The organism is Brevibacillus sp. LEMMJ03 (assembly GCF_007197875.1).
Classification (GTDB): Bacteria; Bacillota; Bacilli; order Brevibacillales; family Brevibacillaceae; genus Brevibacillus; species Brevibacillus thermoruber.
In genome coordinates this window covers 340,139-353,695 of record NZ_VKJN01000004.1, presented here as the reverse complement: position 1 = coordinate 353,695, position 13,557 = coordinate 340,139, and the positions used below count along the sequence as shown (strand labels likewise).

Below are 13,557 nucleotides of genomic sequence, written 5' to 3'. Positions count from 1 at the left end.
TCCCCTCCGGTCAACAGTAATGAGTCCATGATATCATGAACTCTTTTTTTACTGTCTACCTTGAGGGGATAATACCAGACGCCATCCGTCACCAGGTTCTTTTTTCGTTGTATGCCGATCAATAGGTGGTCATGTACTGTTCGCGCTCCCAATCGTGGACGCGGGTGCGGAACATATCCCATTCGATTTCTTTCGCCTCGATGAAGTGGATCAGGGCATGCTCGCCCAGCGCTTCGCAGATGACCGGATCGGCCTTCAGGCACTCGATCGCTTCCTTCAAGGTAGCCGGCAGGCTTTCGATGCCGGCAGCTTCGCGCTCTTCCTCGGTCATCACGTAGATGTTGCGATCCACCGCTGCGGGCAGCTCCATTTTGTTCTTGATGCCGTTCAGCCCTGCTTTCAGCATGACGGCGAGGGCCAGGTACGGGTTGGCAGCCGGGTCCGGGTTGCGCACTTCGATCCGCGTGCTCAAACCGCGGGAAGCCGGGATGCGCACCAGCGGCGAACGGTTTTTCGCCGACCAGGCCACGTAGCACGGCGCTTCATAGCCGGGCACCAGACGCTTGTAGGAGTTCACCAGCGGGTTGGTGATGGCCGCAAATCCGCGGGCATGGTGCAGGATGCCGGCCAGGTAGTGTTTGGCCGTCTGGCTCAGGCCCAGCGGGTCGGATTCGTCGTAGAACGCATTTTCGCTGCCGCGGAAGAGAGATTGGTGAGCGTGCATGCCGGAACCGTTTACGCCAAACAGCGGCTTGGGCATGAACGTCGCGTGCAGACCGTGCTGACGGGCAATGGTCTTGACCACCAGTTTGAAGGTGACGATCTGGTCAGCCGCCTGCAGCGCGTCGGCGTACTTGAAGTCAATTTCGTGCTGGCCGGGCGCTACCTCATGGTGGGACGCTTCAATTTCGAAGCCCATTTTTTCCAGGGTGAGGACGATGTCGCGGCGACAGTTTTCGCCGAGGTCGAGCGGCGCGAAGTCAAAGTACCCGCCCTGGTCGTTCAGATCGAGCGTCGGCTCCCCTTTCTCGTCAATCTTGAACAGGAAGAACTCCGGTTCCGGACCGACGTTGAAAGCGGTGAAGCCCATCTCTTGCGCTTCCTTCAGCGCACGCTTCAGGATGTAGCGCGGATCCCCTTCAAACGGGGTGCCGTCCGGCATGTAGACGTCGCAGATCAGACGGGCCACTTTGCCGTGCTCGGTGCCCCACGGAAATACTACCCAGGTATCCAGGTCCGGCACCAGGTACATGTCGGATTCCTCGATGCGCACGAAGCCCTCGATGGACGAACCGTCGAACATCATTTTGTTGTCCAGCGCCTTGGGCAGTTGGGAGAGCGGAATCTCCACGTTTTTGATGACCCCCATCAGGTCGGTAAACTGCAGGCGGATGTATCTGACATCCTCCTCTTGGGCCAGACGCATAATGTCTTCCTTGGTGTACTTGCTCACGATCTCTCCTCCTATCGCTTACGTTGTCTTGTATTAGTGGAAGAAGCGGGAAAGCTCTCCACGTATCAACGCATTCTCGCCGTGGCGAGCAGCGTTGTTGAACAAAATTTGCTGCTTCAGAAGCTGATGCAGTTCCTTTTCGGACATTTCCTTCCGCTTGGCCTCGGACGTGGCGGTGATCTCCGTTTTTTCCGGGGCGGGCTGCTGAAGCTGCAGCACCTGCTTGATGCCGGCGATGTTGAGTCCTTTTTCGATCAGCGCCTTGATTTCCAGCAAGCGATCGACGTCGTTAAAGGAGAAGAGTCGCTGCTTCCCTTCCGTTCGTGCCGGCTGGATCAGTCCGTTTTGCTCGTAATAACGGATCTGCCGCGCGGTCAGATCGGTCAGCTTCATGACGATCCCGATCGGGAAGAGAGCCATGTTCCGACGAATGTCATCACTCATGACGTGTCCCTCCTCTTCTCTTCGCAAATTCCTTGGTTGTATTGTAAGGCTTTTCAAGAATCCTGTCAATGGATGTGAGAAAAGATTACACAAAATGATGCATGTACAAGCCAGCAAAAGCGAAAAGACGGGAAGCGTCTCTCGCGACGCTTCCCGCTTTTTGGGCACCCGTTTTTTGGGTAATCGGTTCGTTTACGCGGTCTACGCGGTCGGAAGTTCCAGCAGCCCTTTTTCCAACAGGAGGTCCAGCGCGGTCAGAATGCCGACCTTGACGTGGGAGTAGGTCAAGCCGCCCTGCACGAAGCCCAGGTACGGCGGACGGATCGGACCGTCGGCGGAAAACTCGATGCTCGCCCCCTGGATAAACGTGCCGGCCGCCATGATGACCGGATCGGCGTAGCCGGGCATTTCACTCGGATAGGGGGTGACGTGGGAATCGACCGGCGCCGCCTTCTGGATTCCCTGGCAAAACGCGATCAGCCGCTCCGCCGAGCCGAATTCGACCGATTGGATCAGGTCGGTGCGCGGCTCGTGCCACAGCGGATTGGTCCGGAAGCCCAGCCGCTCCAACAGCGCGGAGGAGAAGATCGCCCCTTTGAGCGCTTCGCCCACCACGTGGGGAGCGAGGAAAAAGCCTTGGTACATTTCCAGCAGGGAGTACAGCGACGCCCCTCCTTCCGCGCCGATGCCGGGCGCGGCCATCCGGTAGGACGCGAGCTTTACCAGGTCCTTTCTGCCGACGATGTATCCGCCGGTCTTGACCAGGCCGCCGCCCGGGTTTTTGATCAGCGAACCGGCCATGATGTCCGCGCCCACCTGCAGCGGCTCCCGCTCCTCGGTAAATTCACCGTAGCAGTTATCCACGAAGACGATCAGTTCCGGATTCCGCTCTTTGACAAAGCGGATCATCTCTTCCAGTTTGGCGATGGTAAACGACGGGCGGTCGGCGTATCCGCGGGACCGCTGAATGCCGATCACCTTCGTCTTCGGGGTGATCGCCTCGGCCACTGCGGGGAAGTCAATCTCGCCCTCCGGCGTCAGCGGCACGTAGCGGTACCCGATGCCGTAATCCTTCAGTGAGCCCTGCCCCTCGCCGCGCACGCCCACCACTTCTTCCAGCGTGTCGTACGGCTTGCCGGTGATGTACAGCAGTTCGTCGCCGGGGCGGAGCAGGCCGAACAGGCAGATCGCGATGGCGTGCGTGCCGGAGATGATGTGCGGCCGCACCAAGGCCGCCTCCCCGCCAAACACGTCCGCGTAAATCGCTTCCAGCGTCGAGCGGCCCGCGTCGTCGTAGCCGTACCCCGTCGACGGGGCAAAGTGAAACTCGTTTACTTCATGCTTTTGAAAAGAACGGAGCACCTTCAACTGGTTGTAGTCGACCAGGGCGGCAATCTCCTGATGCCGCCCGGCAATCATCGCTTCCACTTCCTGCACGATCGGGCGCAGCCGTTCTCCATGGGTGAATAATGAAAACATCGTCGTTCCTACCAACTCTCTTCTGCAATCTCTGGTTTGTCCAGGAGGAATGGGACGACTTTCCCGTAGATGGGATGGTCCCGGTTGATGCGTACGGTAATCAGATAAGCGGCATCCGCTTCGTCAAACGCCTGCTCCATCTCGACGCCTTCGCGGTGCAGCAGCGACACGATGTCCCCGCGCTCCACCGGCACTTTCAGCGTGATCCGGTCGAAGGAAGCGTAGACGTACGATTCGATGCGCTCCAACAGCCGCTTCAGGTCGTCGTCCCGCAGCGCGGAGATGAGAATGGCATCGTCCACCGGCGGCAGGTACGTGCCCTCGCGGATCAAATCCGCCTTGTTGAACACCACGAGCTGCGGGATGTCGTCCGCCTTCAGCTCGCGCAGGATGCGCTCCACCACTTCCATGTGGATTTCCAGGTCGGGATGGTGGCTGTCCACCACGTGCAGGATCAGATCGGCTTCCTGGACGCCTTCCAGCGTGGAGCGGAAAGCCGCCACCAGTGTTGTCGGCAAATCCTGGATAAACCCGACGGTATCGGTGAGAAGCACGTCCATGCCGCTTGGCAGGGAAAGCTGCCGCGTCGTCGGGTCGAGGGTGGCAAACAGTTTGTCTTCCTGCAGGGTGTCCGCGGAGGTCAGCCGGTTTAACAGGGTGGATTTGCCGGCGTTGGTGTAGCCGACCAGCGCAATTTGATAGACGCTGTTTTTCTTGCGCCGCTCCCGGTGAAGCTGGCGGGTGCGCACGATGTCGGCCAACTGCTGTTTCAGCTCGCTGATTCGCCGCCTGATGTGACGGCGGTCGCTCTCCAGCTTGGTCTCCCCGGGCCCCCGCGTGCCGATCCCGCCGCCCAGGCGGGAGAGCTGCCTGCCCTGTCCCGCCAGGCGCGGCAGCAGGTAATTGTACTGGGCCAGTTCCACCTGGATCTTGCCCTCCCGGGACTGCGCCCGTCCGGCGAAGATGTCCAGGATCAACTGGGTGCGGTCGATCACCTTGCAGTCGAACGCCGTGTCCAGGTTGCGGGTCTGGCTGGGCGACAGCTCGTCGTTGAAGATGACCAGATCCACGTCCAGCTCCCGGGCGCGGTGGGCGATCTCCTGAATCTTGCCGCTGCCCAGATACCAGGCGGGATCGATGCGCTCGCGGTTTTGCGTGACCACGTCGAGCACTTCGACGCCGGCCGTCCGCGCCAGCTCGTGCAGCTCCTCCATCGAGAGACGTGCCCGCTCCGCATCGCGATTATCCAAAAAACAGCCGACCAGGATGGCTGTTTCGACACGTTTGATCACATCGTCCACGAATTCACGTCCTTTCCCACCCTATCATACCACAATTCGTCCGGGATGTTAGGAAGCGGACCAGACAAAATCCTCCGGCTGCAGCGTCATCACGTCATCGCGCGTCGGTTCCGGCACGGCCAAGAGCCGCACTGCCTGTTTGCGGATGGCCTGTTCAATGGCATTTCGAACGTAGCGGGCATTGCTGAAATTGATTTCAAACACGTCGTGGCGCTTGCGCATCAGATGCTGTCGCAACTTTTCCTTGGCGGAGGGGGACAGCCGGTATTCCTTTCCCTCCACCATCGACTCGGCAATGCTGATCAGTTCGTCTACCGTGTAGTCGGCAAACCGCAGTTGAATGGGAAAGCGGGAAGGCAAACCGGGATTCAGCTCCAGAAACGCGTCCATTTCATCGGTATAGCCGGCCAGAATGCAGACAAAATCGTTGCCGTGGTCCTCCAGCGCTTTTGTCAGACAATCGATCGCTTCCTTGCCAAAATCCTTTTCCCCGCCGCGCGCCAGGGAGTACGCTTCGTCGATGAACAGAATGCCGCCGAGCGCCTTTTTGATGAGGTCGCGCGTCTTTTGCGCGGTATGGCCGATAAATTCGCCGACCAGATCGGCCCGCTCCACCTCGATCAGGTGTCCCTTGCTCAAAATGCCCATTTCGCGAAAGAGTTTGCCAAACAATCGGGCGACCGTCGTCTTTCCGGTGCCCGGATTTCCTTTGAACACCATGTGGTAGACCTGCTTCTCCAGCTTCAGGTTGTGCTTTTCCCGCTCCTTGTTCAACCTGAGCAGCGCGTGGATCTCGTACATCAGCTTTTTGGCTTCACGCAAACCGATCAGCCGCTCCAGCTCGTCGAAGGCAGCGGCCACATTGCCGGGGGCGGTGGTACGTACCGTGTCGGCCAGCGTTTCCGGACGTTTGACCTTTTCCGGCCGGCGAAACACCACCTGGATGCGGTGCGGAGCCTTGTCTGCCATCGAATCAGCCGGCGGTTGATTGCCCGACGGTTTCACCAGCGATCACCTGCCTCATGGTCATACCTTAGTATACTCATGGGGCTGGCAAACCTGCCCATTTTTTTCTACAGGGCCGTGTGCCTGTTGTGGGCACCTGCCGGACCAAACCGGTCGAACAGCAACGACATGACGAGCAGACCGGCCATGCAGCCGGACAGAAACGGCACGATGCCGCCCAGCAGACGCGCCATCGGCCATGCGCCGCCAGCGCTCCATCCCCACGCGGCGGCCGCGAGCAGGCCGCAGCCTCCCACGCCCAGCCAATACAGCCATTTTGTCCGGGCCGGAAGACTTCTCCCGCCGCCACCTGCAGCCGCTCCCCGACGCGCCGCCAGCCAGAGTGTCAGCGCAATCAGCGACAAGCCGGTGAGCGTACTGCCGTGCTGCAGCATCTTGTAGACGGGAACGTCCATGCCCGTCCACGGCACCGGCGCCCGCTGTTGAAGAAGCGGAAGGCGGCTGACCATGAACGCCCCCTGATGGGTAAACGCGTCCCAGACGATATGGGTGAGGCTGCCGATCACCGCCGAATAGGAAAAGACCAGCCCATCACGCAGCGAGCCGATGCCCCAGGGCTTGGCCGCAGCGTACCCCAATCCCCGGTCAAACGGGGCGGGCAGGCAGGCGACCAGGGGGTGCTTGACGATTCGGTGAAAGAGAACGGCCAGCAGCAAAGCGACGGGCAGATCAAACACAATCATGCCAAGCAGGGAATGGCTGACTGTGCTGTACGGCCTCAGCCGGAAAAAGTATTCAAAATCGGGAGCCATGCTGCCGAAGACCAGCGCGGTAAAGGACAGCCAGCGAACGCGCCAGAAGGGCAGCACGATCGCCGGGTGGGCGAACGTGAACGGCAAGGATCTCACTCTCCATAATATATGTTATGTAAACATCTAGACTGATTTGACCAGTCTCCTGCTTTTGCTTTTTTTCCGCGTGCCGGAACCCAGGAAACCTGTCCCCGACAGTGAAAAAGCCCGGATGGCTAAGATCCCGGCTTCGTTGGTGTGACGCTATGCTTGCTGATTGTTTTCTTGGGACATGAGCGACACGGGACGCTGCGGCGTAAACGTGGAAATGGCATGCTTGTAAACAAGCTGCTGTTTTCCTTCGCTGTCGATCACGATGGTAAAGTTGTCAAACGCTTTGATGTAGCCGCGCAGTTGAAAACCGTTTACCAGGTAGATGGTGACAGCGATGTTCTCCTTCCGCAAGTGGTTCAGGAACGTATCTTGAATGTTGATCGACTGTTTCATGTTCATTACCCCCTAAAAGGACTTGTATGTTATATATTCGGCAATCGATGAAACTTTCCTGCCAATATCTGCTTGATTGTTTGCACGATCTTCGGACGCTCGGCGGGATCGGTCAGATCGAACCACTGCACCTCCGACATGCGCCGAAACCAGGACAACTGGCGCTTGGCAAAATGGCGGGTCCGCTGCTTGATGTCGTTGACCGCCTTCTCCAGCGTAATCTCTCCGTACAAATACGGAATCAGTTCCTTGTAGCCCAGCCCCTGCATCGACGTAAGCGCCGAACCGTAGCCTTGATCCAACAGACGGCGCACCTCTTCCACCAGACCGGCTTCCAGCATCTTGTCCACGCGTTGGTTGATGCGCTCGTACAGCACTTGCCGATCCATCGTCAATCCGATCATCAGCAAATCGTACGGGGAATGCTCGGCCCGATGTTGAAAATCGGACATTTTGGTGCCGGTCAATTCATAGATTTCCAAGGCGCGGATCACCCGTTTCACATCGTTGGGGTGAAGCCGTTCCGCTGTCAGCGGATCGATCGCGGCGAGCCGCCGGTGAAGCGCCTCCACTCCCTCCGTCTCGGCCAGGCGCTGCAGCCGGCTGCGCAGCTCCGGGTCCTGCTCCGCCTGGGCGAATTGAAAGCGATGGGTGACCGACTCGATGTAGAGACCGGTGCCGCCGACGATAAACGGCAGCTTCCCGCGCGCGTTGATCTCGGTAATCAGCCGGGTCGCCGCTTCCTGAAACAGCGCCACTGAGTATTCTTCATCCGGATCGATGATGTCGATCAGGTGGTGCGGCACGCGCGCCCGCTCTTCCGGCGTCGCCTTGGCCGTCCCGATATCCATGCCGCGGTAGACCTGCATGGAATCGCCGGAAATGATCTCGCCGTCAAACTGTTCGGCCAGCTCGAGGCTCAACTCCGTTTTGCCCACGGCGGTCGGGCCGACGATCACGACCAGTTTTTCTTTTGGTGGCAAAGTCACTCCCCTCCATCTGTCTCTTTATAGCTGTACACGACCTGGTGTCCGCGCGTGCGAAACGGGGTAAACCCGAACCGCTCGTACAGCCGTCCCGCCTTGCCTTCCTTCAGGACGACGCGCCGTTTGGCAACCCTGAGCGCCTCCTCCACCGCCTCCGCGTCCAGCGGAGCCATGTTGGCGTGCTCGCGGATGCCGGCAATCCCGGTGGAGTCGTGCACCGTCCGCACAAACATCGGGTCGAAGTAGACCACGTCAAACGAGCGGTCCGGCAGGCCTTTCAGGATGTCGAGATGGTGCCCGTGCCGCACTTCGATCCGGCCCATGGCCTCGCGCAGCGCCTCCGAGTCGGCCGGATAGTGACGCAACCCGTCTGCGACCAGAATCGCGATGCGCTTTTCCGACTCGATCCCGACGACCCGGCCGGTTCGGCCGACAGCGTGGGCAAAGACGATCGCGTCGGCGCCAAGGCCGAGCGTGGCGTCCAGCACGCGGTCTCCTGGGTGAATTTGGCAAGCGGCAAGCATAGTATCAGTATCACCGCGCTCCAGGCGCTTTATACGAAAGGCGGCCGTGTTCGGATGAAAAAAGAACGGGCGCTTTCCTTCCGCTTCCAGGCGGGCCCCTTTGGCGGTGACGATCAGCACTTCCGCCTCTCCGTAGCGCCGGCGCAGCTCCTCAATCGAACTGCCGCCCCGCTCGACGACCGGCAGTCCAAACTGCGCAGCCAGTTCGGTTGCGTGGCGGCGCGTCTCCTCGCTGGGTTCCAGTCCGGTGGTAATCAGCATCTACATCACCCGTTTGAACATTTTCTCCAAATCGTAGCTGGAGAAGTGGATGACGATCGGCCGCCCGTGCGGACACGTAAACGGACTGGTCGTTTCGCGGAGCTGGTTCAGCAGGCTTTCCATCTCCGCATGGGTCAGATAGCGGTTGGCCTTGATCGCCGCCTTGCAGGACATCATGATCGCGGCCTTCTCGCGCATCGCCCGTATGTCCACCTGAGCCGCCTCGCCCGTCTCCAGCACAAACTGGATCAGCTCTTCGATCACTTCCAGCTCGCTTCCCTCCGGAAACCAGTGAGGATGGGCCCGCACGATGAACGTGCGGCCGCCAAACGACTCGATGTCAAGGCCAAACGATCGCAGCAGGGGCAGCTTTTTCTCCAGCTTCACCGCTTCCTGGGCCGTGCACTCCACGGTGTGGGGGAAGAGCAGCATCTGGCTGGCGACGCTCTCCTGCTTCAGTTTTTCCATGAAGTACTCGTAGAAAATCCGCTCCTGCGCGGCGTGCTGGTCAATCAGATACATGCCGTCGTCGTTCTGCGCCACGATGTAGGTGCCGTGTACCTGCCCGACCGGAAAGAGCAGTGGCACGGCCGATGTATCGCCTCCGGGCTCTGCTGTGGCCCGTTCCGTCTCGGGAGCGTAGAGAGGCTCGGCAGCAGGCGGCTCTGTCCCCAGGCCTGCTTCCGTCACCGGCGCAGGTTCTGCCGGCGCAAGGGGCGCCGCTTGCCGATCGGCCGCCGGAGTTTCCAGCCCGCCGGCTGCCCCGGACGGCGCGTTTCCCTCTCTATGAGACGTGCCAAGGGCCTCCGAAGTTGCGGTCATTCCTCCCGCTGCCTGATTTTCCTGCAGCGAAACGGCCGCGGACCGCTCCTGCGAAAGGCCCGCGTACTCCCCGGCGGTTTCCTTTACGACGGAGACGTCAGCGGGCGCGGTCCCGCCTGGATGCGGGGATGGCTCTTGTGACGGGGCCTCCTGTCTTGCCAGCCACTCCCGCAAACGCGGACTGGCCTGAAGATCAACGGCGCGGGGGATGCCCGGGCTGCTCACCGCTCCCGGTTTGGGGAGCTGGAGGTCAAACTGCGGCTGCACCACCTGCTCCACCACTTTCGCCCTGCGCTCTGCCGCCATCGGCCGGACAATCTCCAGCCCCTGGCGCAGCGTCTCCCGGACGGAGCGTTCGATGGCGCCTACCAGCTCGTCTTCCTTGCTGAAACGAACCTCCAGCTTGGCGGGATGGACGTTGACGTCGACGAGCGACGGGTCCATCTCGATCTGCAGCGTGACGATCGGATAGCGGCCGACCGGCAGCAGCGTGTGATAGCCACGCAGGATGGCGTTGTTCAGGCCAAAATGGCGGACGTACCGGCCGTTGACCAGCGTGGACAGGTAGGAGCGGTTGGCCCGCGTCACTTCCGTTTTGGAGACGAAGCCCGACCAGCGGAAGTCCAGTGTCTCCCCGCTGATCGGCAGCAGCAGCTTGGCCACCTGCACGCCGTAAATCGCCGCCATCACGTGCAGCAGCTTGCCGTCGCCGGAGGTCTGCAGGAGCACTTTGCCGTTGTGCGTCAGGGTAAAGGCGATGGACGGATACGTCAGCGCCAGCCGGTTGACGTAGTCGGAAATATGGCCGATTTCGGTGGCGATCGACTTCATGTACTTCAGCCGGGCCGGCGTGTTGTAAAACAGGTCGCGCACGCGAATGTCCGTCCCTTTGACCGCGGCGGCGTCGGCTACCTCCGTAATGGTTCCGCCCTCAATCGTCAGGCGCGTCCCCACCTGGCTGCTGGAGGGGCTGCTCGTCAGCTCCATCCGGGAGACAGCCGCGATGCTGGGCAGGGCCTCGCCGCGAAACCCCAGGGTGCGAATCCGGAACAGGTCGCGCGTCGTGCGAATCTTGCTGGTCGCGTGCCGTTCAAAGGCCAGTTGGCAGTCTTCCCGATCCATGCCGTGGCCGTTGTCCACCACGCGGATGAGCTGCAGCCCGCCTTCTTCCACGTGCACCTCGACCGCGCTTGCCCCGGCGTCCACCGCGTTTTCCACCAGTTCTTTCACGACCGAAGCCGGCCTCTCCACCACTTCGCCGGCGGCGATCATGTTGGCGAGATGCTCGTCCAGCACTTGAATGTGTCCCATCGGTCTCCTCCTTGGATCGGCCCGTTACGTTTTTTTCAGGCGCTGTTTCCACTCATACAGCTTCAGCATGGCTTCCATCGGCGTCATCTGGTTCAAATCCAGCTCGCGCAGCTCCGTCGTCACCGCTTCTTCCTCCGGCGACAGGCGGGACGCAGGCTCCTCCTGCCCCGCGGCCGCAGGAGCCGCCCACAGCGCGTCCAAGGTCATCTGCACGTCCTGCGCCGATGCGGCGGCGGCTCCCGCCTCCAGTCCGGCGAGAATCTCCCGCGCCCGTTCAATCACCCGGCCGGGCATCTCTGCCAGTTCGGCCACGTGGATGCCGTAGCTTTTGTCCGCCCGTCCCGGCTCGATTTTGTGCAGGAACAAGAGCTTGCCGTCACGCTCTTCGCAGCGGGCGTGCACATTGACCACGCCGGGCAGCGACTCTTCCAGGCCGGTCAGCTCGTGATAGTGCGTGGAAAAGAGCGTCTTGGCCCCGATCTTTTCCCGGATGTACTCGATCACCGCCTGCGCCAGCGCCATCCCGTCGTAGGTGGACGTGCCGCGGCCGATCTCGTCCAGCAGGATCAGGCTTTGCGCCGTTGCTTTCTGCAGGGCGTGCTTGGTCTCCAGCATTTCCACCATGAAGGTGCTGTGTCCGCCGACCAGGTCGTCGGCCGCCCCGATCCGGGTAAAAATCTGGTCCACCAGCGACAATTTCGCCGCTTTCGCCGGAACAAAGCAGCCGATCTGCGCCATGATGACGATCAGCGCGATCTGGCGCATGTAGGTGCTCTTCCCGGCCATGTTCGGGCCGGTGATGAGCAGGATCTGCCGGTCCGACTGGTTCATCTCCACGTCGTTGGCGACGTACTTTTCCCGATCCAGCACCGCTTCCACGACCGGGTGGCGCCCTTCGCGGATGATGCACTCGCCGGTCGTGACAAGTTCGGGCCGCACGTAGCCGCGCTCATCGCTGACGGTGGCAAACGCCTGCAGCACGTCCACGGCGGCAATGCGTTCGGCCAGCCCCTGCAGGCGGGGAATGTGGTTGGCCACTTCGCTGCGGATCGCGGTAAACAACTGGTACTCCAGCTCCACCATCTTTTCTTCCGCTTCCAGGATGAGCGCCTCTTTTTCCTTCAGCTCCGGGGTGATGAACCGCTCGGCGTTGGCCAGCGTCTGCTTGCGCTCGTAGCGGCCGGCCGGCACGTTTGCCAGGTTGGCGCGGGACACCTCGATGTAGTAGCCGAACACCTTGTTGAAGCCTACCTTCAGCGAGCGGATGCCGGTCGCTTCCCGCTCCGCCTGTTCCAGTTGGGCAATCCAGTTCTTGCCTTCGCGGCTTGCCGTGTGCAGCTTGTCCAGGTACTCGTCGTATCCGGGCCGGATCAAACCTCCTTCGCGCACGGAAACCGGCGGGTCGTCAACCAGCGCCGACCGCAGAAAGGCGGCGATGTCGGCACACTCGTCCATCCCTTCGGCCAGCTCGGCCAGCACCGGGGAACCGGCGTTCAGCAGAAGCTGCCGCAGTTCGGGCACCGCCTCCAGCGACAGGCGAAGCTGCACCAGGTCGCGGGCGTTGGCGTTGCCGTACGAGACGCGTCCCGCCAAACGCTCCAAATCGTAGACACGATCCAGGCAGGCGCGGACGTCGGAGCGCAAGAGCATATCCCCTTTCAAATGGTCCACGGCGTCCAGCCGCGCTTCCAGTTCGCTCTTGTTCAAAAGCGGCCGCTCGATCCAGCGGCGCAGGAGGCGTCCGCCCATGGCCGTCTCCGTACGGTCCAAAAGCCACAGCAGAGAGCCTTTTTTGGTCTTGTCCCGAATGGTTTCGGTCAGCTCCAGGTTGCGCCGGGAAAAGCTGTCCATCTGCAGGTACTGTTTGGCGTCATAGCGCTTGATCAGCCGCATGTGGGTCAGGCTGCGCTTCTGCGTGGAACCGATGTAGTGCAGGAGCGCGTTAACGGCGAGGCGCATCGCCAGATCCAGCTCGCGCGCCTGATCCTGATACTGCCGGTCGACGGCAAACGCGTCCACCGCCCCGGCTTCTATGTACGTGACGGGAATGTCAGGCTTCAGGTCCTGCGGCAGGCCGCACACCACCAGTTCCTTCGGCCGGTACTGCATCGCCTCGTCCAGCGCGGCTCCCGCCTTGCCGAACAGCGAGGTGACGTACATCTCGCCCGTGCTCATGTCGCAGGCGGCGACGCCCATCCGGCCGTCCGCCTCGGCGATCGCCGCCATGTAGTTGTTCTCCTTGTCCGTCAGCCATTTCCCCTCCATCATGGTTCCCGGGGTAATGACGCGGGTCACTTCGCGGCGGACGACGCCTTTCGCCTCTTTCGGATCTTCCACCTGTTCGCAGACGGCCACCTTGTAGCCTTTTTTCAAAAGCTCGGCGATATAGGCGTCGGCCGAGTGATGCGGTACGCCGCACATCGGGATACGCTCGTCCCCGCCGCCGTCCCGCCCGGTCAGCGTGATCTCCAGCTCACGCGAGGCGGTGATGGCATCGTCGAAAAACAGTTCGTAAAAATCGCCTAAACGAAAAAATAAGAAAGTATCCGGGTACTCTCGCTTGATCGCCAGATACTGTTGAATCATCGGAGTGTATTGAGCCATGTTTTCGATCTCCTAGCCTGCAATCTCGCCTGTACATTATAGCATGTCCGGCCGGGGAAGTTGAACCTCTTCCCCGCAGATCGGATGCGATTCGTTTTCAGGACTGTG

11 protein-coding genes are annotated in these 13,557 nt (G+C 60.9%); all 11 read right to left on the bottom strand.

What is annotated here, in order from left to right; all coding sequences use genetic code 11:
• Positions 1–118: 118 nt before the first annotated feature.
• Entirely contained in the window at positions 119–1,453 is a 1,335-nt protein-coding gene (glnA, locus tag FOI68_RS08020; protein ID WP_029099058.1) for a type I glutamate--ammonia ligase, read from the bottom strand.
• A 33-nt stretch (positions 1,454–1,486) separates the two neighbouring features.
• Positions 1,487–1,897 (bottom strand): MerR family transcriptional regulator, encoded by a 411-nt coding sequence (locus FOI68_RS08015; protein ID WP_029099057.1) that lies wholly within the window; start codon positions 1,895–1,897, stop codon positions 1,487–1,489.
• 201 nt (positions 1,898–2,098) lie between these two features.
• On the bottom strand, positions 2,099–3,376 hold the full coding sequence (locus tag FOI68_RS08010; protein ID WP_143862803.1) for a methionine gamma-lyase family protein: 1,278 nt from the start codon (positions 3,374–3,376) through the stop codon (positions 2,099–2,101).
• A gap of 8 nt (positions 3,377–3,384) precedes the next feature.
• Positions 3,385–4,677 (bottom strand): GTPase HflX, encoded by a 1,293-nt coding sequence (gene hflX, locus FOI68_RS08005; protein WP_065066487.1) that lies wholly within the window; start codon positions 4,675–4,677, stop codon positions 3,385–3,387.
• 48 nt (positions 4,678–4,725) lie between these two features.
• A complete protein-coding gene (locus FOI68_RS08000) occupies positions 4,726–5,682 on the bottom strand; it encodes an AAA family ATPase (protein ID WP_370512108.1) in 957 nt (318 codons plus the stop codon).
• 68 nt (positions 5,683–5,750) lie between these two features.
• Positions 5,751–6,542: a DUF4184 family protein gene (locus tag FOI68_RS07995; RefSeq protein ID WP_185973900.1), complete on the bottom strand. Its 792-nt coding sequence runs from the start codon at positions 6,540–6,542 to the stop codon at positions 5,751–5,753.
• A gap of 156 nt (positions 6,543–6,698) precedes the next feature.
• Complete coding sequence (gene hfq, locus FOI68_RS07990) at positions 6,699–6,941, bottom strand: RNA chaperone Hfq (protein ID WP_029099053.1); 243 nt, start codon at positions 6,939–6,941, stop codon at positions 6,699–6,701.
• Positions 6,942–6,970: 29 nt separating this feature from the next.
• Positions 6,971–7,930 (bottom strand): tRNA (adenosine(37)-N6)-dimethylallyltransferase MiaA, encoded by a 960-nt coding sequence (miaA, locus tag FOI68_RS07985; protein WP_035297419.1) that lies wholly within the window; start codon positions 7,928–7,930, stop codon positions 6,971–6,973.
• Positions 7,927–8,712 (bottom strand): class I SAM-dependent methyltransferase, encoded by a 786-nt coding sequence (locus FOI68_RS07980; RefSeq protein WP_143862801.1) that lies wholly within the window; start codon positions 8,710–8,712, stop codon positions 7,927–7,929. The genes miaA and FOI68_RS07980 overlap by 4 nt, the downstream gene beginning before the upstream one ends.
• Positions 8,713–10,845 carry a DNA mismatch repair endonuclease MutL gene (mutL, locus tag FOI68_RS07975; RefSeq protein ID WP_029099050.1) on the bottom strand — a complete coding sequence of 711 codons (2,133 nt, stop codon included), beginning with the start codon at positions 10,843–10,845 and terminating at the stop codon, positions 8,713–8,715.
• A gap of 24 nt (positions 10,846–10,869) precedes the next feature.
• Positions 10,870–13,449, bottom strand: coding sequence for a DNA mismatch repair protein MutS (gene mutS, locus FOI68_RS07970; protein ID WP_035297414.1), 2,580 nt, complete (start codon positions 13,447–13,449; stop codon positions 10,870–10,872).
• Positions 13,450–13,557: the final 108 nt, after the last annotated feature.

Excerpts from the sequence above, each read along its gene's own strand:
- FOI68_RS07980 (WP_143862801.1), bottom strand. The coding sequence starts at position 8,712 with ATGCTGATTACCACCGGACTGGAACCCAGCGAGGAGACGCGCCGCCAC.
- mutS (WP_035297414.1), bottom strand. The coding sequence starts at position 13,449 with ATGGCTCAATACACTCCGATGATTCAACAGTATCTGGCGATCAAGCGA.
- FOI68_RS08015 (WP_029099057.1), bottom strand. The coding sequence starts at position 1,897 with ATGAGTGATGACATTCGTCGGAACATGGCTCTCTTCCCGATCGGGATC.
- hfq (WP_029099053.1), bottom strand. The coding sequence starts at position 6,941 with ATGAAACAGTCGATCAACATTCAAGATACGTTCCTGAACCACTTGCGG.
- mutL (WP_029099050.1), bottom strand. The coding sequence starts at position 10,845 with ATGGGACACATTCAAGTGCTGGACGAGCATCTCGCCAACATGATCGCC.
- FOI68_RS08010 (WP_143862803.1), bottom strand. The coding sequence starts at position 3,376 with ATGTTTTCATTATTCACCCATGGAGAACGGCTGCGCCCGATCGTGCAG.